At 52.9% G+C, this 17,873-nt stretch carries 19 protein-coding genes; 16 read left to right on the forward strand and 3 right to left on the reverse strand.

Annotated elements, in window-relative coordinates; all coding sequences use genetic code 11:
• Positions 1-6 precede the first annotated feature (6 nt).
• The 3 genes from ACMGDE_RS17545 to ACMGDE_RS17555 are packed head-to-tail and all read right to left on the reverse strand — an operon-like array spanning position 7 to position 2,846.
• On the reverse strand, positions 7-954 hold the full coding sequence (locus tag ACMGDE_RS17545; protein ID WP_436834128.1) for a glycosyltransferase family 2 protein: 948 nt from the start codon (positions 952-954) through the stop codon (positions 7-9).
• The gene (locus ACMGDE_RS17550; RefSeq protein WP_436834129.1) at positions 947-2,572 is read right to left on the reverse strand and encodes a lipopolysaccharide biosynthesis protein; all 1,626 of its coding nucleotides are present in this window, start codon (positions 2,570-2,572) and stop codon (positions 947-949) included. Before ACMGDE_RS17550 ends, ACMGDE_RS17545 begins: the two co-directional genes overlap by 8 nt.
• Positions 2,562-2,846, reverse strand: a complete 285-nt coding sequence (locus ACMGDE_RS17555) for a YgaP family membrane protein (protein WP_436834130.1) — start codon at positions 2,844-2,846, stop codon at positions 2,562-2,564. The genes ACMGDE_RS17550 and ACMGDE_RS17555 overlap by 11 nt, the downstream gene beginning before the upstream one ends.
• Positions 2,847-2,990: 144 nt before the next feature.
• Here ACMGDE_RS17555 and ACMGDE_RS17560 point away from each other — a divergent pair, with 144 nt between their 5' ends.
• From ACMGDE_RS17560 to ACMGDE_RS17635, 16 genes are all read left to right on the forward strand, one after another.
• A complete protein-coding gene (locus ACMGDE_RS17560) occupies positions 2,991-3,770 on the forward strand; it encodes a sulfite exporter TauE/SafE family protein (protein ID WP_436834131.1) in 780 nt (259 codons plus the stop codon).
• A gap of 48 nt (positions 3,771-3,818) precedes the next feature.
• A complete protein-coding gene (locus tag ACMGDE_RS17565) occupies positions 3,819-4,376 on the forward strand; it encodes a helix-turn-helix domain-containing protein (RefSeq protein ID WP_436834132.1) in 558 nt (185 codons plus the stop codon).
• A 10-nt stretch (positions 4,377-4,386) separates the two neighbouring features.
• Positions 4,387-4,764, forward strand: coding sequence for a fluoride efflux transporter CrcB (crcB, locus tag ACMGDE_RS17570; RefSeq protein WP_436834133.1), 378 nt, complete (start codon positions 4,387-4,389; stop codon positions 4,762-4,764).
• Positions 4,765-4,859: 95 nt separating this feature from the next.
• Positions 4,860-5,663: an SDR family NAD(P)-dependent oxidoreductase gene (locus ACMGDE_RS17575; protein ID WP_436834134.1), complete on the forward strand. Its 804-nt coding sequence runs from the start codon at positions 4,860-4,862 to the stop codon at positions 5,661-5,663.
• A 117-nt stretch (positions 5,664-5,780) separates the two neighbouring features.
• Positions 5,781-6,572 carry an alpha/beta fold hydrolase gene (locus ACMGDE_RS17580; RefSeq protein WP_436834135.1) on the forward strand — a complete coding sequence of 264 codons (792 nt, stop codon included), beginning with the start codon at positions 5,781-5,783 and terminating at the stop codon, positions 6,570-6,572.
• A 100-nt stretch (positions 6,573-6,672) separates the two neighbouring features.
• A complete protein-coding gene (locus ACMGDE_RS17585; protein ID WP_436834136.1) occupies positions 6,673-7,287 on the forward strand; it encodes a TetR/AcrR family transcriptional regulator in 615 nt (204 codons plus the stop codon).
• 55 nt (positions 7,288-7,342) lie between these two features.
• Positions 7,343-8,611 (forward strand): TolC family protein, encoded by a 1,269-nt coding sequence (locus ACMGDE_RS17590; RefSeq protein ID WP_436834137.1) that lies wholly within the window; start codon positions 7,343-7,345, stop codon positions 8,609-8,611.
• A gap of 7 nt (positions 8,612-8,618) precedes the next feature.
• Complete coding sequence (locus ACMGDE_RS17595; protein WP_436834138.1) at positions 8,619-9,527, forward strand: HlyD family secretion protein; 909 nt, start codon at positions 8,619-8,621, stop codon at positions 9,525-9,527.
• 97 nt (positions 9,528-9,624) lie between these two features.
• A complete protein-coding gene (locus ACMGDE_RS17600) occupies positions 9,625-10,539 on the forward strand; it encodes an ABC transporter ATP-binding protein (protein WP_436834139.1) in 915 nt (304 codons plus the stop codon).
• On the forward strand, positions 10,536-11,282 hold the full coding sequence (locus ACMGDE_RS17605) for an ABC transporter ATP-binding protein (protein WP_436834140.1): 747 nt from the start codon (positions 10,536-10,538) through the stop codon (positions 11,280-11,282). Before ACMGDE_RS17600 ends, ACMGDE_RS17605 begins: the two co-directional genes overlap by 4 nt.
• A 12-nt stretch (positions 11,283-11,294) precedes the next feature.
• A complete protein-coding gene (locus tag ACMGDE_RS17610; protein ID WP_436834141.1) occupies positions 11,295-12,401 on the forward strand; it encodes an ABC transporter permease in 1,107 nt (368 codons plus the stop codon).
• Positions 12,402-12,476: 75 nt separating this feature from the next.
• Complete coding sequence (locus ACMGDE_RS17615) at positions 12,477-13,595, forward strand: ABC transporter permease (RefSeq protein ID WP_436834142.1); 1,119 nt, start codon at positions 12,477-12,479, stop codon at positions 13,593-13,595.
• Between the two features lie 153 nt (positions 13,596-13,748).
• Entirely contained in the window at positions 13,749-14,474 is a 726-nt protein-coding gene (locus tag ACMGDE_RS17620) for an HAD family hydrolase (RefSeq protein ID WP_436834143.1), read from the forward strand.
• 60 nt (positions 14,475-14,534) lie between these two features.
• Positions 14,535-15,371: a restriction endonuclease gene (locus ACMGDE_RS17625; protein ID WP_436834144.1), complete on the forward strand. Its 837-nt coding sequence runs from the start codon at positions 14,535-14,537 to the stop codon at positions 15,369-15,371.
• 2 nt (positions 15,372-15,373) lie between these two features.
• On the forward strand, positions 15,374-16,117 hold the full coding sequence (locus ACMGDE_RS17630) for an LOG family protein (RefSeq protein WP_436834145.1): 744 nt from the start codon (positions 15,374-15,376) through the stop codon (positions 16,115-16,117).
• Entirely contained in the window at positions 16,114-17,856 is a 1,743-nt protein-coding gene (locus ACMGDE_RS17635; protein ID WP_436834146.1) for an ABC transporter ATP-binding protein, read from the forward strand. Before ACMGDE_RS17630 ends, ACMGDE_RS17635 begins: the two co-directional genes overlap by 4 nt.
• The last annotated feature ends 17 nt before the right edge of the window (positions 17,857-17,873 follow it).

The following is a 17,873-nucleotide window of genomic DNA, read 5'->3' on the forward strand; positions in this document are numbered from 1 at the left end:
AGCTGGTTAACTCGCGTCTCCATTTTGCTGTCCACGTGACTTTAGCGCCGCGATGATGATATCGCTGATACGCAAGCCAAATTCCCTTCGATGTTTGAACCAAAGCCAACCCTTGCTGACCATGCGGCGCTGCATCGACAAGATCATCGTATAGCGTTTGCGCCGTCGCATCAGCACCTCTTGCTGTTCGCACAGGGTGTTATATACCACGCGCTCCGTTTCATGCGGCACATGATGCTCCAGAAAAGATCTCAGCCAGTCGGCATACGACAGGTTGGCCCGCATCTTTTCCAAGTCGTTGCCCGACGAGGTGATGGACAAGCTATTGCTCCGGTAGTGAAACACCGGCTTATAGGTGTGGGCGACGCCTTGCTCCGCGCTGGCAAGGTAGGCCGTGATGTCATCCGACCCCCACGCCAAGGGCAAGGGGTAAAAACCGCCTTGTTCCCGCAACGCGTCCGTGCGGTATACAAAATCCGAGATGTATTGCGACCGCCATTGGTTGAGGCGGTGCCAGATGCTGTCACACACCCGCTCAAAGGAAGGGTGAGCCGGTGTCAGCTGGCGTGGCTGGCCGCGGTCATCAATGACGAGGCTCCGGCAATGATAGACCGCCAAACCGGGGTAGGTGGCGATCAACGCCGAAAATTCTTCCAGGTAATCCGGTGCCATGCGGTCATCATCGCCCATCATCACGAGGTATTCCCCTTCGGCCAATGCCAGGCATTTATTCCAGTTGTCGGTAAGCCGCACCGCGCCTACATTACGTTCATTCTCGTGATAGCGGATACGGCTATCCGTAAATGCCGCCACGAGTTGCGCCACCGGTTCCGGCGAGCAGTCATTGAGGATAATCAGCTCAAAATCGGCAATGGACTGTGCAAGGATACTCTGAATGCATTCCTGCAAAAACCGGCTTTTATAGGCCGGGATACAGACCGAAAACTTAGGCATTGCCCTTTCCTTTCCCCATAAGTGTTTGTTTCAGGTAACGGATGTCGGCGGCCTTGATCACAAATGCAAACAAATACAAGCCGTATACCACCGTAAATATAACCGTACTGGCGATTACCGTGCCATATCCGCCGGATATCGGCAGCAAGCGCACGATATAGCGACCGACAAGCAGCGCCAGTGCGCCCCCTGCAGTGGCGGGGAGGAATGCCCGGGTAAATAACCGGAAGCCGTTTAATTTCAATACCCGGGGAATGTAGTACACATAGAAAAAACCGATTTGCAGCACCATATAGACCAGGTAGCCTACCACGGCCGCCCCTACCTGTAACGTATCGGCAAAGATGACGGTGATGGGCAACGACACGATGCAGGCGATCGCTGATGAATACACCAAAAATCGTGTCTTGCCCGTAGAAAGCACTAAGCTGGCCACGGGGGTATTGTGCATCGACAGCAACACCGTGAGTAGCCACAGCGACAGCCACAGCGATAAGTGGGCATATGCTTTTCCCATGTACAGCAATAAAATATCGTCGGCATTCAGTATCAGCACAAACACCATGAATCCCAAGAAAATGGATATGTATTTAGTGGCTTCGAAGACCATGCGCTCGATCCGTTCCTGATTGCCCTCCGCATAGGCTTTTGCCGCCGAGGGCAGCAACACCTGCATAAATACCCCGCCGAAAGCGACGATGAGCATGGCGATGGTTTGAATGATCCGGTAGTCGGTGAGCACGGCTGTACCGTCGGCAAATTTGCCCAATAGCAGCGGACGCAGGTTGTTGGCCGTCAGCTGAAACAGGCCCATCACGAATATCGCCAGACTGTATGTCAAAATCTCCCTGAACGCGCTCCCATGCCACCGTGGGGCCAGTAAGGTGCTCCGTGACATGGGAAACACCCCCAATCGCGCCACATAAAACGGGATGGGCGCCAGGGTGGATAGCGTATACCAGATAAAATACGTAATGAGGGTCCACTCCAGTTGGATGGCTAACAGGGCAACTGCAAAATTCAGGACGCTGCTGATTACCGTTATCCGGTTGACATAGCCCAATTCGTCCTTGGCGCTCAGTAACTGTACCGCTACACTGGAAAGCCAGTTGACCACGGTAGAAAACGACAGGATATACATGATCTGCCGATACAGCGGCACCTGCGTATCGGTGAGGTTGAATAGCTGCTCGCCATAAGCCGACATGATGAGGAATAACACCGCATTGGCAATACCGATAGCACCATAGAATACGATGCTGGAGCGGGACACCTTGCCGATCTTCTCCCATTCGCCGGCAGCGGTCCACATGGAAAAGTAGCGCACGGCCCCCACATTGAATCCGAGGTCCATCAAACGCAAGTATGCATTGAGTGAGAACGCCAGGGCGATCAAGCCATAATCCGCCTTGCCATAGAAACCCACCAGCAGGGGGATGGTGACAAACTTCGCCAGCGCATCGAGGATCTTGGCCAAGATACCCCATAAAGAGCCGGAAAACACCCGTTTCGCATGGCGTGAGCTTGTTTCTCGGGATGATGCAGTACTGTTGGGATGCATATACAGCCGCCTAATATCGGCAAAAACACCGACCGGCCAAAATGCCCTATTCCACAATCCGCTCCACAATGGTTACATTGCTATCAGGGCATACCGAATCCTTTACTGCGCAATAACCTGTCGCACCGCGCAGGATGAGATAGCTCCCCACCGCCACTTCGGCCAATGAAGAAAGGGGAGTTCTGAATAGGCCGGTGATGCCGGTATAGAGTACGAAAGCACCTGCCCCCACGGACAGTAACCGCTCGGAATTGGCAATGTTTTGATGCTCGCTGGCTTCTTTAAGCCGATCTTTGACATCCTCCAGTATTTCTTTGGTCTTGGTGTTCATATTATCTGATTGCTTGAAATTCACCTGTTAATGCTATACAAACAATTGATGAGTCATTTGGTTTTTGGAAAGGTATTTTAACACGCGGCTTGATAGCGTTGGCAAATTAACCGTACTTTGCCAGCGAGACCCAACGCACCATTAATGGAGATCATCGGCTATATTCTGTCTGTTTTCATCGGCATTTCCCTTGGCCTTATCGGCGGCGGCGGCTCCATCCTCACGGTTCCGGTGTTCGTTTACCTGTTTCATATCGAACCCGCATTGGCCACTTCCTATTCCCTGTTTATCGTCGGACTCACCAGCCTAGCGGGAACGGTATACCAGTATAGCAGGGGGCATGTGAACATCCGGGCGGCGCTGTCGTTTGGCATTACGTCGGTAGCAACGGTTTTTGCGGTCCGGAAATACCTATTGCCCGCCATCCCGGATACGCTGTTTCAAGTAGGTGCCGTCACGCTTACGAAATCCACCGCCATCATGGTGGTTTTTGCCGCGCTGATGCTGGCGGCATCGGTATCGATGATCCTCGGACACCGGGAAGATCTCGCCGGACGGCAAGCCCGTTTCGTCACGTTGCTGGCCTATGGCTTCGCGATCGGTTTGGTCACTGGCCTGCTGGGGGCGGGGGGCGGATTTCTCATCATCCCGGCACTGGTGCTACTGGTCCGTATTCCCATCAAGGAGGCCATCGGCACCTCGCTGTTTATCATCACAATCAATTCATTGGTGGGATTTGCCGGCGATGTAGGACACGTTTATATCGATTGGCCCTTCCTCTTGAAGATACTGGGCATAACCATATTCGGGGTGATCATCGGCGGGATCATCGGCCGCCGTATACCGGGCGAGCGCCTGCGAGCAGGCTTCGGCTGGTTTGTGCTCACCATGGGGATTTATATCCTAAGCAGGGAGTTGTTTTGAGATGGAGGCGGATGTGTTCTATTTACTTTTTTGATTACATTTGTTTGCATGAAAGTCGCCATCAAAAACATGGTATGCCCCCGCTGCATCCAGGCCGTATCGGATGTCTTCGCTTCGATGGGCATCACGCCCTTGGATGTAAGGCTTGGTGAAGCGATCGTGGCCGAGCCATTGACGCCTCAGCAGCATGCGGATCTGGAGCAGCGGCTGAATGCCATCGGTTTTGAATTATTGAATAACCAGCAGCAGCAACTGGTCGAGAAAATCAAATCCGTCATCATCCGGCATATCCATGAGCTCGAGGACAATCACTTCGCGTTCACCCATGTGCTGCAAGACGAACTCAACAAGGAATATTCGCAGCTGAGTAAGCTTTTTTCGGAGAAAGAGGGCATCACCATCGAACAATATGTCATCCTCCAACGTATGGAGAAGGTGAAGGAACTGCTTTCTTACCAAGAGAAGACGCTGAGCGAAATCGCTTACCAGCTGGGATATAGCAGTGTGGCATACCTCTCGGCACAATTCAAAAAGGTCACCGGCCTCACCCCTTCCCAGTTCAAAACGCTTGGCATCAATCTCCGTCGACCCATCGATCAACTGTAACGCCGTGACCATGTTCAAACAACTTATTGCCGTAGGAATAGGTGGAGCCGTCGGAAGCATGCTCCGGTTTCTGGTATCGGTTTTGACCAGCCGGTTCGTTCACGGCACGTTCCCGCTTCCGATATTGCTGGTCAACCTTTCCGGTTGTTTCCTGATCGGGTTATTGGCAGGCCTGTTCAACCAGGCCCCATCTGCCAGCGGCAATCTCCGGTTATTGCTCATCACCGGCTTCTGCGGGGGTTACACCACTTTTTCCACCTTCGCCCATGAAAACCTGCAGCTGATCGAAAGCCAGCAAGTGTTCACCGCGATTGCCTACACCCTGCTCAGCGTGGTTTTGGGCGTGGCCTTGGTGTGGGTGGGAATGGAAGTCAGTAAGGTAGGCTGACCGGTTGTCGCATTTTCCCCGCCAGTTTGTCCTTTTTGCTACCCACTTTTCTACAGCCAGCTACTTAACTTTGCGAGTAACCAATATTGCAGCTGATGTTACTGAAAAACAAACAAGCAATCGTTTATGGAGCAGGCGGGTCCATCGGCAGTGCCGTTGCGAAAGCCTTTGCCGATGAGGGCGCGGTGGTACTACTTGCGGGCCGAACCAAGGAGCCTTTGGAAGCCGTGCAAGTCCGTATACGGGCGGCAGGCGGCAATGCCGAAATAGCCGTTGTGGATGCCTGCGACGGACAGGCGATAGTGGACCAACTGACCGGGCTGATGGAGGTGGCCGGTCAGATTGATATCTCCTTCAATGCCATCGGCTTGGAGGATACCCAAAACATACCGTTAGCGGATATGGCACTCGACGACTTTATGCGGCCCATTACCATCGCCATGCGCTCCCACTTCCTGACCGCAAAAGCGCTGGTACCGATCATGTCAAGGCAAGGCGCGGGTGTGATCCTATCCATCACCGCTACGCCCGGCGGAATCGGCTACCCACAGGTAGGTGGTTTCGGTCCCGCTTGTAGCGCCATCGAAAGCTTTTCCCGGGATCTGGCAACCGAAGTCGGGCCGGCCGGTATCCGCGTGGTCAACATCCGATCCGCCGGTTCACCGGATTCCAGGCCCTTTGTGGAAGCGATGAGACATGACCCCGAAGTGGCTAGCCTGTTTATCAGCAAGATAGCGGGCGACACCATGCTTAAGCGGCTTCCGCTGATGGATGAAATTGCGCGGATAGCGGTATTTCTCGCATCCGATCATGCAAGCACCATTACCGGTGTCACCATAGACGCTACGTGCGGTACGACAAGCGGACTGAACGCCAATACCGTGACCATCCCCTTCTAATCGGACCATGGCTGACCCATGATGAACAGCACCATACAACAGCTTTTTTTAATCGCTTTACTGCTGTCTTCTTGTACAGGCAGCAGGGATGCAGAAAACCATTCAAAAACTACTGAGATGGATCGTATCACCTTTAACAGCGGCTATTCCGACGTGAATGGGCTGAAGATGTATTATGAGATTTATGGCAAGGGCAAGCCACTGGTGTTGATCCATGGCGGAGGATCCACCATACAGACATCCTTTGGCCGGATCATTCCGCAGCTTGCCGCACACCGGCAGGTGATCGGTGTCGAACTGCAAGCCCACGGCCGGACAGGCGACCGGGATGCCGACCTGTCGTTTGAGCAGGATGCCGACGACGTGGCGGCCCTTTTGCAAGCACTGAAGGTGGCCAAGGCCGATATCTTCGGTTTCAGCAACGGGGGTACAACAGCCTTACAGATCGCGATCCGCCATCCCGAAACGGTGGATAAACTGATCATCGCGTCAGCCATGTACAAACGCGACGGTGTGCCTGCTCAATTTTGGGAGTTCATGAAGCAGGCTTCCATCAAGGATATGCCGCAGCTATACAAAGACGCCTATGCCGCAGTTGCCCCTGAGCCCGGAAACCTCCAAACCATGCATGACAAGAGCGCTAAGCGAATGGTCAACTTCCAAGACATCCCTGACGAGCAGATCCGGTACATACAGGCCCCGACATTGATCGTTATCGGTGATGCCGATGTGATGACGCCTGAACATGCCGTGGAAATGCATCGGCTGATTCCCAACAGCCGTTTGGCCATCATTCCGGGCGGGCATGGTGCCTATATGGGCGAAATTACCACGCTGCGCCCCGGCTACCAAGACACGGATTTCATCGTGCCGATGCTCCTGCGTTTTCTTGACGATACGGCACCCTAAACCAAGTGAAATACCGTATGAGAAATATATTTTTAATCAAATGATTAAAATAGTTGGTTAAATCAAAATCACCTCTTATCTTTGCCTCGTAAACGATACAATGGCAACGATCAAGAAGGTAAAAGGGGACCTCAGTACGGAGGAGAAAATCAAGGAAGCTGCCCGCAAGGTATTCACGCAGAAGGGTTATGCAGCCACGCGCACACGCGACATTGCTGAAGCCGCGGGTATCAACCTGGCCTTGCTCAATTATTACTTCCGCAGCAAAGAGAAACTCTTCGAAATCGTGATCCTGGAAAAGATGCACATCCTGCTTGGCAAAATCGCTCCTGTTTTGATGGATAAGCAAACCAGCATCGAGCAGAAGGTGGAGCGCATCGCGGAGCATTACATCGACGCCTTACTCGAAAATCCGGATATCCCGTTATTTGTATTGGGCGAGATCAAATCCAATCCTGATCGGTTTGCAACATTGATCAACACCAAGACCAAAATCGTGGATTCCGCCTTTTTCAAACAATTGCAGGAAAGGCGACCCGATTTGAACCCCATTCATTTTATTTTCAATATGCTGGGGTTGATTATTTTTCCGTTTATCGGCAAACCCTTGCTGCAACTGATTACCGGCATCCGATCGGAAGAAATTACCGCGATTATGAAGGAACGAAAACAATGGATTAAAAAGTGGTTTGCAGCGATGCTGGAAACAACATGAGCTATTTTTTTGCATCAATATTAATCAAATGATTAATTCAAAAAATAAAAACAAAATGACGCGCTATCTCCTACTGATCGGTTTTTGTGTCGCAATGCTCTTCCATTTGACAGCCCACGCACAGACAGCAAGGCTGACCCTCCACGAAAGCCATGCCCTGGCTTTTGAAAATTACCCGTTGGTGAAGCAGCGTAACCTGATCAGCCAGAGTGCCGCGTACTCCATCGAGCAAGCCAACGCGCGCTACCTGCCCCAGATCAACATCAATGGACAGGCCACGTACCAATCAGCGGTGACGCAGATCCCCATCCAGGTACCGGGCATAGATGTGCCTGCCTTGAGTAAAGACCAATATAAGCTGTATGGGGAGGTCAACCAAAGCCTCTACGACGGTGGCACCACCAACCTGCAAAAGCAAGCCATTGAAGCCCGTGCTTTCGTGGAAGAGCAAGCGCTGGAAGTCGAGCTGCATAAACTGAAGGAACGCGTGAATCAATTGTTCTTCGGTATCCTATTATTGGACGCCCAACTTGCGCAAAACGACCTCGTACAAAAAGACATTCAGGCGGGCCTCGCCAAAACCCGGGCCGCTATCGCGAACGGTGCGGCGTTAAAAAGCAGCGGAAATCTGCTCGAAGCCGAACTGCTTACTGCCCAGCAGCGTGCCGTGGAACTGCGGGCGTCAAGAAATGCCTACCTGCACATGCTGAGCCTATTCGTCAACCAAACGCTGGATGAACACACCGTACTGGAAACACCGGAAACCGTACAACCCTCGCTGGACATCAATCGTCCGGAACTGGAGTGGTACACGCGGCAGCAAGGCAGCATCGCGGTTGAGCGCCGGTTGCTTTCGGCCAAAAACCTGCCTCAGCTCGGGCTATTCCTACAGGGTGGTATCGGGCGCCCGGCGCTGAACATGCTCAGCAACGATTTAGATGCTTACTATTACGGCGGTATCCGCCTGAGCGTCCCTTTGTCGGGCCTCTATACGCTGAAGAAAGAAAAGGCATTGCTGGACATCAGGCAACAGGGCATAGACGTGCAAAAGGAAGCGTTCTTATTCAACACCGACCTCTCGCTCAAGCAGCAACATACCGAAGCAGCCAAATGGGCGGAACTGCTGGAGCACGACGATGAGATCATCCGCCTTCGCACCTCGGTGAAAGCCGCTGCCCTCGCGCAGCTCGAAAACGGCGTGATCAACACGGCCGACTATATGCAGGAGGTTAACGCCGAAGACAATGCCAAGCTAGCCAGGATCCTCCATGAGATTCAACGATTGAAAGCCCTGTACGACATGCAATACACCACCGGAAATTAATATGAATATGAACAATGTAAAGACCTTAGCGATCGCCTCCCTCCTCCTGGCGGCTTGTACCAATAACCAGCAGGCTTATGACGCATCGGGGACATTCGAGGCCGTAGAAACCATCGTCTCCGCCGAAGCCACAGGCGCAATCAAAGCGTTGGCCATTGAAGAGGGCCAAGTACTCCAAGCGGGGGCAGCCGTGGGCTATATCGACACCACCCAGCTTTACCTCAAAAAACAGCAGCTTCAGTCGCAAATAAGCGCCGTGCTGAGCAAGCGGCCCAACACGGCCGCGCAGTTGGCCGCCTTGCAGGAGCAACTTGCACAAGCTACCCGCGAGCGGCAACGGGTGGCTAACATGGTGAAGGCCGATGCCGCCACCCCTAAGCAATTGGATGATGCCGAGGCGCAGGTAGCGGTCATCCAGAAACAACTTGCCGCGCAGCGGTCGACATTGGGCATCACGGCATCCAGCCTGACCCAGGAGGCATCCCCCCTGGAAGTCCAGATCGCCCAATTGGAAGACCAATTGGCCAAAAGCCGCATCACCAACCCCATAGCGGGCACGGTGCTGGTCAAGTACGCCGAAGTGAACGAAATGACCTCGGCAGGCAAACCGCTCTATAAAATCGCCGACCTTTCCAGTATCATTCTCCGTGCGTACGTCACCGGACCGCAATTTGCGCAGCTCCGGCTCAACCAGCCGGTAACGGTACTGGTGGACAGCGCGGATGGTCAATACCGCGACTATCCCGGTGTGGTGGAATGGATCAGCGACAAGGCTGAGTTTACGCCCAAGACCATCCAGACCAAGGATGAACGGGAAAACCTCGTTTATGCGACCAAAATCCGTGTCAAAAACGACGGCCTGCTGAAAATCGGCATGTATGGGGAGGTGAGGTTTGATAGGGGGAGTAAGGAATAAGGAGTAAGGAGTAAGGAGTAAGGAGTAAGGAATAAGGAATAAGGATACGCCGATAGCTAATAGCCAAAAAGCTGATCAGCTGACAGCCGAGAAAAACATGGTCACGCTAAACAACATCACGAAGACATACAACAAGGGCACGGTGAAAGCAGTGGATCGCGTGTCTTTTTCCGTGGAAAAAGGTGAACTATTCGGGCTCATCGGTCCGGATGGCGCGGGCAAAAGCAGTATTTTCCGGATGCTCACTACGTTGTTGGTTCCCGACAGCGGCACGGCCACAGTGGATGGGCATGACATCGTAAACGATTACCGGCAGATCCGCAGCAAGGTGGGGTATATGCCGGGCCGGTTTTCGCTTTACCAGGATCTCAGCATCGAAGAAAATCTGCGGTTCTTTGCCACGGTCTTCAACACGACCGTGGAAGCGAACTACCACCTCATCGAAGACATCTACGTGCAGCTGGCTCCTTTCAAAAAGAGAAGGGCGGGCAAACTCTCCGGCGGGATGAAACAAAAACTGGCGCTTTGCTGCGCCCTGATCCATAAACCCACCGTGCTTTTTCTGGACGAACCTACCACCGGTGTTGATCCGGTATCGCGCAGGGAATTCTGGGAGATGCTCAAGCGCCTGAAACAGCAGGGCATCACGATGGTGGTTTCCACTCCCTACATGGACGAAGCCACCCTGTGCGACCGCATCGCGCTGATCCAAAACGGGAAAATCCTCTCCATCGACACCCCGCAAACGATCGTCAGCAATTTTGACAGTCCGCTATATGCCGTGAAAGCCGGGGATATGCCGCGTCTTATCCACGTATTACCCACGTATGCTTCGCCTATTAATAGCTATTTGTTTGGCGAGTATATCCATGTGGATGCGCGGGGCATGGATGGGGATCACTTCGGGGAAGACCTGACAGCATTCTTGGTCGATAAGGGTTTTGAAGGCGTCACGGTGATCCCCATCACGCCCACCATCGAAGATTGCTTCATTAAACTGCTGACGATATGAACACGGAAGAAGCGGTCATCAAAACGGACAAACTCACGAAGCGATTCGGCGATTTCACCGCCGTAGACGAAATCACTTTTGAGGTGCATAAAGGCGAGATATTCGGGTTTCTCGGTGCCAACGGTGCCGGCAAGACCACCGCCATGCGGATGTTATGCGGCTTGTCGACCCCGTCGTCGGGCCATGCCAGCATCGCCGGGTTCGACGTCTATCGGCAGACCGAACACATCAAACGTCGTATCGGCTACATGAGTCAAAAGTTTTCCTTATATGAAGACCTCACCGTGCTGGAAAACATCCGCTTCTTCGGCGGCATATACGGATTGGGCAGTCAAGCACTTCGATCGAAAAGCGAAACGTTGATTGAGCGCCTCGGCCTGCAAGCGGAGCGGAAGAAGCTGGTCGGCGAGCTGCCGCTCGGGTGGAAACAGAAGCTGGCGTTTTCGGTGTCGATCTTGCATGAACCCAACATCGTGTTCCTTGATGAACCCACTGGCGGCGTAGACCCGGTGACCCGGCGGCAGTTCTGGGCGATGATTTACGAAGCGGCGTCAAATGGTATCACGGTGTTTGTCACCACGCATTACATGGACGAAGCGGAATACTGCAACCGCATATCCATTATGGTAGATGGCCGTATTGCAGCATTGGGGACTCCCGGGGAGTTGAAACAGCAATTCAACGCGGATTCCATGGACGGTGTGTTTTATCAGTTGGCCAGGGGAGCGAAAAATAACGAATAGGAGTAAGCGGACATGAAACAGTTCATCACATTCATCAGGAAGGAGTTTTACCACGTGTTGCGCGACCGGCGGACCTTGCTCATCTTATTCGGCATGCCGCTCGCGCAGATCCTGATCTTCGGATTTGCACTGACCAACGAGGTGAAAAACGCCAAGATCGTCGTGATCGACCAGGCCCGGGATGAGGCGTCCCGGCACGTCATCGACCGCTTGGCAGCCAGCAGCTACTTCGAGCTCCGGGAGGAGGTGATGGACCGCAATCGCATGGAGGCGGCCTTCAAGGAAGGCCAGATTAAACTGGCTATTGTCTTTCCCAGCGGCTTCCAAGATGACCTCTACCATCAAAATCACGCCCAGATACAGGTCATCGCCGATGCGTCAGACCCGAACCAGGCCACTACGCTGACCAACTATGTATCATCCATTATCCAGGATTACCAAACGGAATTAACCGGAAATGCCGACCTCCCCTACCGGATCACGCCCCAGATACGGATGCTATACAACCCGCAATTGAAAGGGGCTCCCAATTTTGTGCCGGGCGTCATGGCGTTGGTGCTGATGCTGGTGTCTGTAATGATGACGGCCATTTCCATCGTCAAGGAAAAAGAAATGGGCACCATGGAGATCCTGTTGGTATCGCCGTTCAAACCCGTATGGGTCATCTTGGCAAAGGCGGTGCCGTATCTGATCCTTTCGCTCATCAACGTATTGTCCATCCTGCTGATGAGTGTTTTCGTGTTGCAATTGCCCGTGGTGGGCAGCTGGGTGCTGCTGTTTGCCGAAAGCACCTTGTTCATCATCACCTGCCTCACATTGGGCATTTTCATCTCCATCAAGACGGGATCCCAACAAGTGGCCATGCTCATTTCGCTGATGGGCATGATGTTGCCCACGGTGATGTTCAGCGGGTTTATGTTTCCCATCGAAAACATGCCCATACCGCTGCAAATCATTTCAAACATTGTACCGGCGAAATGGTTTTACATCATCGTGAAATCCATCATGATCAAGGGGGTAGGCATCGAAGGGATCTGGAAGGAAACGCTCATCCTCTGCGGCATTACCCTGTTTTTCTTCATCGTGAGCCTCAGGAGTTTTAAGATACGGCTGGAGTAATGATAGAACAAGGACAGAAGGAATATGGATAGGTAGCTTATAGCTATTAGCCGATAGCTAATGGTTGATAAAAAAATGAGAACGATTAGATTTTTATTGGAAAAAGAATTTCGGCAGATCTTCCGCAATCGGGCGATACTGGCGCTGATCTTGGTGATGCCGATCATGCAGCTCATTATTTTGCCGCTTGCGGCGGACTATGAGGTCAAGAACATCAATCTTTCGGTAATCGACCACGACCACTCTCCGTATTCCCGGAAACTGATCGATAAGATCACGGCGTCGGGTTATTTCAGGTTGCAGGGATATCATGCTTCCATGAAGGAGGCCTACCGCCTGATCGAACAGGACCGGACGGACGTTACGCTGGAAATACCACGTGATTTTGAGCGCGATCTGGTCCGCGAAGGAGAACAGTCGCTATTCCTGGCGATCAATGCCATCAACGGTACGAAGGCCGGCTTAGGGGGCGCCTACCTGTCCAGCATCCTGCGTGACTATAACCAAGATATCCGCATGGAATGGATGACGGTGGACCGTTTCCAGTCCTTACCGTCGATCGAGGTGGTTTCCTCCAACCGTTTTAATCCCCTGCTCAGCTATCAGTTCTTCATGGTGCCGGGCATATTGGCCATTTTGGTCACCATGGTCGGCGGGTTCCTCTCTGCGCTCAACATCGTCAAGGAAAAAGAAATCGGCACCATCGAACAGATCAATGTGACGCCGATCCGGAAACATCATTTCATCCTCGGCAAACTCATACCCTTTTGGGTGTTGGGCAATGTGGTGTTTACCCTTGGCTTATTGGTTTCTTGGCTCATATATGGCATTGTACCCCAAGGCGACATGCTGGCCATGTATGGGTTTATTTGGGTGTATCTGCTGGTCGTCCTGGGCTTCGGACTGCTGATATCCACGTATACCGACACGCAGCAACAGGCGATGTTCGTCATGTTTTTCTTTATGATGATCTTTATACTCATGGGCGGACTGTTCACCTCCATCGACAGCATGCCCCCATGGGCCAAAGCCGTCGCTGCACTGAATCCAGTCGGCTACCTGGTGGAGGTGATGCGCATGATTGTGCTGAAAGGCAGCGGATGGGACGCCATCTTTCCGCACCTGGGCATCATGCTGGCATTTGCTGCCGTGCTGAATGGGTGGGCGATCTTTAACTACCGAAAAACCAGCTGAAAAACAAGGGCTTATAACTATTTATACGGAGGATTGTAATTTATTGGTCATTATTCTCGTCTGCTGACAAAGCGGGATCGAACGACCGGATTATTTTTTACATTTGACTTATTAAAACAAAAAGTCAAAACGAATTGTTAACTACGCAACACTATGCAAACAAGAGGTATTCTATTGAACTACGAAGGCACCATTGATACGAATGGGCAACATTGGGGTGCCATCTTGTGGCACAAATTCCAAAAACATGTCATCGGCTTGGATAAAGCGATGTTCAACAGGGCGTATACCCATTCGGAAAACGTATTGGCCGCCCAGTCGTTCATCAAACCCACCCACGTGTTTCTGGATGTGCTGGTGCACAAGATCACGCAGCAATTCGATTACCTCGCCGGGCAAGGGTATCAGGTAGACTACAGCAGCGTCCAAACCATTGCCAAGGAATGCAATAGCCTGGCGCTCCGTACGCTCAGGGGTACGAAACGGATCCTGGAAAACCTGTCCAACACCTTCCCGATCGTGCTAGTGTCCAACTTCTACGGCAATTTGAATGCGGTACTGACCGAATTCGGCATTAAACAGTATTTTGCCGATGTGGTGGAATCCAGCACCTCCGCGATGCATTTCAATACCGAGATTTACGAAAAGGGCGTAAGCCGACTGGGGTATCCCCCGGAAGAATGCGTTGCCGTGGGCGACTCTTATAACCGGGATATCTTGCCATCAAAGGCCGTCGGCTGCAAGACCATCTGGCTGAACGTCATGGGCTGGGAAGAATGGGGGATCGATGAGCTGGAAATATCCGATGCCGAAATCGGGGATTTCAGCCAGCTACCGGCATTGCTGGAGCGCTGGCAACCCCGGCCCGCCGCCGTGTAAAACCAACATTTGACATCCGCATAAAAAATATGCATATTGCCGCATAAAAATATCCGGCTTATGCATGTGAAGAAACACTCCGGTGAACTGGTTGAATTCGATCTAAATCGTTTGAAAGGTTCGCTCTCCAAATCAGGCGCCTCCCCCGATGTCGTGGACGGCGTGTGGAATACGATGAAATCCATGGTCTACGACGGGATGCACACGCGCGACCTTTACAGGCTTGCGTTCCGCTTATTGAAGCGGGAAGCAGATTCCTTCGCGGCGCGCTACAGCCTCAAACGGGCGTTGAAAGACCTCGGACCAGCGGGCTACTACTTCGAGCAGTGGGTGGCCAAGCTGTTCCGGCATGTAGACTACCAGACCATCACCGGCCAGCTGCTTGTCGGCAATTCGGTCACCCACGAGATCGATGTAGTGGCCCAAAAGGACAACGAGATGCTCTTGGTGGAATGCAAATTCCGAAACACCGAAGAGGCCAAGATCACGGTGACGACACCCATGTATTTTCTGTCAAGGGTGAAGGACTTTGAGGGCCGTCAGTTTTCCTTCTTCGGCAAAGAGCTGCCGTTTACCGCCGGTTGGCTGGTCACCAACGCGTACATGACCTCCGATTCCATCCATTTCGCGCAGCATTACGGACTGAACCTGCTGGCGTGGGATTATCCCGAGGAGAGCAGTATCAAACGCCGCGTGGATAACGCGAGCCTATACCCCATCACGTGCCTGACCACCCTCAACAAATCAGAGAAAGATAACCTGCTGACGCGTGGGTGCATCTTGGTGAAAGACCTGCTTGATGATGAAACCCAGCTGGAGGCGCTCGACTGCGCCCCCCGCAAAAAGAAAAGGATCATGCAGGAAGCCACCGAATTGGTAAACCAGCAAAATACATAACCATGAATAACGCGTTTTTCAGGGAAGAAAAGAAATTCTTGGAGGGTGCGCGCGCCCGCTGGAAAGAACTCAAATACGTCGGTGGCGTGGTCATGCAATTCATCAAAGGATTCCGGGGACTGCATTTCATCGGTCCCTGCGTCACCGTATTCGGTTCAGCGCGCTTCAAAGAAGACCATCCCTATTATGAACTAGCCCGTCAGGTATCGGCAGAGATCGGCAAATTGGGCTTCGCCATCATGACCGGCGGCGGTCCGGGCATCATGGAAGCGGCCAATCGCGGTGCGAGGGATGCCGGGGCACTCTCCGTAGGATGCAACATCATGCTGCCCCATGAACAGCATCATAATCCCTACCTCGACCGGTTTGTGACCATGGAATACTTTTTCGTCCGCAAGGAACTGCTGCGCAAATATTCCTTTGCCTTTATCGTGTTGCCGGGAGGTTTTGGCACCCTGGACGAGTTTTTTGAAACCCTTACACTGATCCAGACCGGCAAGATCCAGCGGTTCCCCATCGTCGTGATGGGCGTGGGCTTCCACAAGGAGATCATCGCCCATGTGCAGCGCATGATGGAGGAAGAAACCATCAGTCGCGAAGACATGGACCTCCTCCTCTTCACCGACTCGGTAGAAGAGGTAGTCGCCCACATGCGCAAATATGCCGAAGGCTCGCCCAGCATCAAATTAGAGCCACCGAAAAAAGCAACCTGGATGCTTGGGGAGCGGAAACTCAAGCGGGCATGAAGATCCTTTGGAAATACCTCAAGCCACAGCGCGGCCCCATCTACCTCGCCTTGGCATTGGCTGCCGTGGCCCAGCTGCTATCAATGATCGATCCAATCATTTTTGGCAAAATCATCGATGACTATGCCAACAACATGGGCGGCCGCAGTGAGCAGGAACTGGTCAAGGGCGTACTGTTCTGGTTGTTCGTAGCCATTGCCATCGCGCTGCTCGCTCGCCTGAGCCGGTCGTTTCAGGAGTATGTGATGCGCCTGGCCGTGCAGCGCTTCGGCATGCAGATCTTCAATGATGGGCTGCGGCAAACCCTGCGCCTATCGTTTCAGGAGTTTGAGGAGCAACGCAGCGGCGAGACGCTTGCCGTCTTGCAGAAGGTGCGCACCGATACCGAGCGGTTCATCAGTTCAGCCATCAACATCCTGTTTTCATCATTGGTGGGCTTCGGATTCTTGATCTGGTATGCCATCACCAAGCATTGGGCTTTGATTCCGATCTTTGTCATCGGCTTTGTGGTCATCGGTACCATCACCGGTATGCTCAGCCGCAAAATCAAGACCACCCAACGGAGCATCAACCGCGAGACGACCCGGATGTCGGGCATTATCACCGAATCATTGCGCAACATCGAACTCGTCAAAAGCCTCGGGCTTACGTTTCCTGAAATCCGCCGTATGCGCGAGCATACGCAGACCATCTATGATCTGGAGATGACCAAAACACGGCGGGTACGCTTTCTCTCCTTTCTCCAGGGCACCACCCTCAATCTCCTCCGGCAATCCATTTTGTTCACGTTGCTTTGGCTGATCTTCCGGGAAATGCTTACCCCCGGCGAGCTGATTACCATGCAGTTTATCTCCACTTCCATCTTCATGCCGCTGCAAGATATCGGCAACATCATTGTTCAATACCGGGAAGCCGAGGTGTCCATCCAACTCTTTGACAGCCTGATGGACAAACCTATTGAACACCGTCCCGAAGACCCGGTGCCCATCGGTTCGCTGGATGAGATCGTCTTCGACCGCGTCGTCTTCCGGCATAAGACGGCCTCCCAAAATGCCATAGATGGCATTTCATTCACAGCCAAGACCGGCGATACGATCGCATTTGTAGGTCCGTCGGGTTCTGGAAAATCCACCTTGGTCAAGCTGCTGGTGGGATTATACCGCCCGATATCGGGCAAGATTTTATTCAACGACATCCCCTCCGAAGAAGTGCGCTTCAACGAAATGCGCCGGCAGATCGGGTTTGTGACGCAAGACACCCAACTGTTTGCCGGCACCATCCGGGACAACCTCGTGTTTGTAAAGCCTGACGCCACGGATGACGAAGTCGTCGCAGCCCTGCACAAAGCCAGCTGCACCCAACTGCTGGCGCGCAACGAGAAGGGCATCCACACGATGCTGGGCGAGGGCGGACTGAAATTGTCCGGCGGCGAAAAGCAGCGCATCTCCATCGCCCGTGCATTGATCCGCAATCCCCGCCTGCTGATTTTCGACGAGGCAACGAGCGCCCTGGATTCCATCACCGAAGAGGCCATCACAGAGACGGTACGGGGCATATCGGGCGAGCGTGAGCAGATCACGGTATTGATCGCACACCGGCTATCCACGATCATGCATGCCGACCGTATTATCGTATTGGAAAAGGGAGGGATTGCCGAGACCGGTACCCATGATGAACTCGTGGCGGCAAAGGGCCTATACTATGCCATGTGGCGGCAGCAGATCGGCGAGCGGCGATAAGTTACGACTACCGGCTC

This window comes from Parapedobacter brassicae (assembly GCF_051400755.1).
Classification (GTDB): Bacteria; Bacteroidota; Bacteroidia; order Sphingobacteriales; family Sphingobacteriaceae; genus Parapedobacter.

Excerpts from the sequence above, each read along its gene's own strand:
- ACMGDE_RS17555 (WP_436834130.1), bottom strand. The coding sequence starts at position 2,846 with ATGAACACCAAGACCAAAGAAATACTGGAGGATGTCAAAGATCGGCTT.
- ACMGDE_RS17545 (WP_436834128.1), bottom strand. The coding sequence starts at position 954 with ATGCCTAAGTTTTCGGTCTGTATCCCGGCCTATAAAAGCCGGTTTTTG.
- ACMGDE_RS17605 (WP_436834140.1), top strand. The coding sequence starts at position 10,536 with ATGAACACGGAAGAAGCGGTCATCAAAACGGACAAACTCACGAAGCGA.
- ACMGDE_RS17595 (WP_436834138.1), top strand. The coding sequence starts at position 8,619 with ATGAACAATGTAAAGACCTTAGCGATCGCCTCCCTCCTCCTGGCGGCT.
- crcB (WP_436834133.1), top strand. The coding sequence starts at position 4,387 with ATGTTCAAACAACTTATTGCCGTAGGAATAGGTGGAGCCGTCGGAAGC.
- ACMGDE_RS17620 (WP_436834143.1), top strand. The coding sequence starts at position 13,749 with ATGCAAACAAGAGGTATTCTATTGAACTACGAAGGCACCATTGATACG.
- ACMGDE_RS17580 (WP_436834135.1), top strand. The coding sequence starts at position 5,781 with ATGGATCGTATCACCTTTAACAGCGGCTATTCCGACGTGAATGGGCTG.
- ACMGDE_RS17610 (WP_436834141.1), top strand. The coding sequence starts at position 11,295 with ATGAAACAGTTCATCACATTCATCAGGAAGGAGTTTTACCACGTGTTG.
- ACMGDE_RS17560 (WP_436834131.1), top strand. The coding sequence starts at position 2,991 with ATGGAGATCATCGGCTATATTCTGTCTGTTTTCATCGGCATTTCCCTT.
- ACMGDE_RS17635 (WP_436834146.1), top strand. The coding sequence starts at position 16,114 with ATGAAGATCCTTTGGAAATACCTCAAGCCACAGCGCGGCCCCATCTAC.
- ACMGDE_RS17630 (WP_436834145.1), top strand. The coding sequence starts at position 15,374 with ATGAATAACGCGTTTTTCAGGGAAGAAAAGAAATTCTTGGAGGGTGCG.
- ACMGDE_RS17590 (WP_436834137.1), top strand. The coding sequence starts at position 7,343 with ATGACGCGCTATCTCCTACTGATCGGTTTTTGTGTCGCAATGCTCTTC.
- ACMGDE_RS17615 (WP_436834142.1), top strand. The coding sequence starts at position 12,477 with ATGAGAACGATTAGATTTTTATTGGAAAAAGAATTTCGGCAGATCTTC.
- ACMGDE_RS17625 (WP_436834144.1), top strand. The coding sequence starts at position 14,535 with ATGCATGTGAAGAAACACTCCGGTGAACTGGTTGAATTCGATCTAAAT.
- ACMGDE_RS17585 (WP_436834136.1), top strand. The coding sequence starts at position 6,673 with ATGGCAACGATCAAGAAGGTAAAAGGGGACCTCAGTACGGAGGAGAAA.
- ACMGDE_RS17565 (WP_436834132.1), top strand. The coding sequence starts at position 3,819 with ATGAAAGTCGCCATCAAAAACATGGTATGCCCCCGCTGCATCCAGGCC.
- ACMGDE_RS17600 (WP_436834139.1), top strand. The coding sequence starts at position 9,625 with ATGGTCACGCTAAACAACATCACGAAGACATACAACAAGGGCACGGTG.
- ACMGDE_RS17575 (WP_436834134.1), top strand. The coding sequence starts at position 4,860 with ATGTTACTGAAAAACAAACAAGCAATCGTTTATGGAGCAGGCGGGTCC.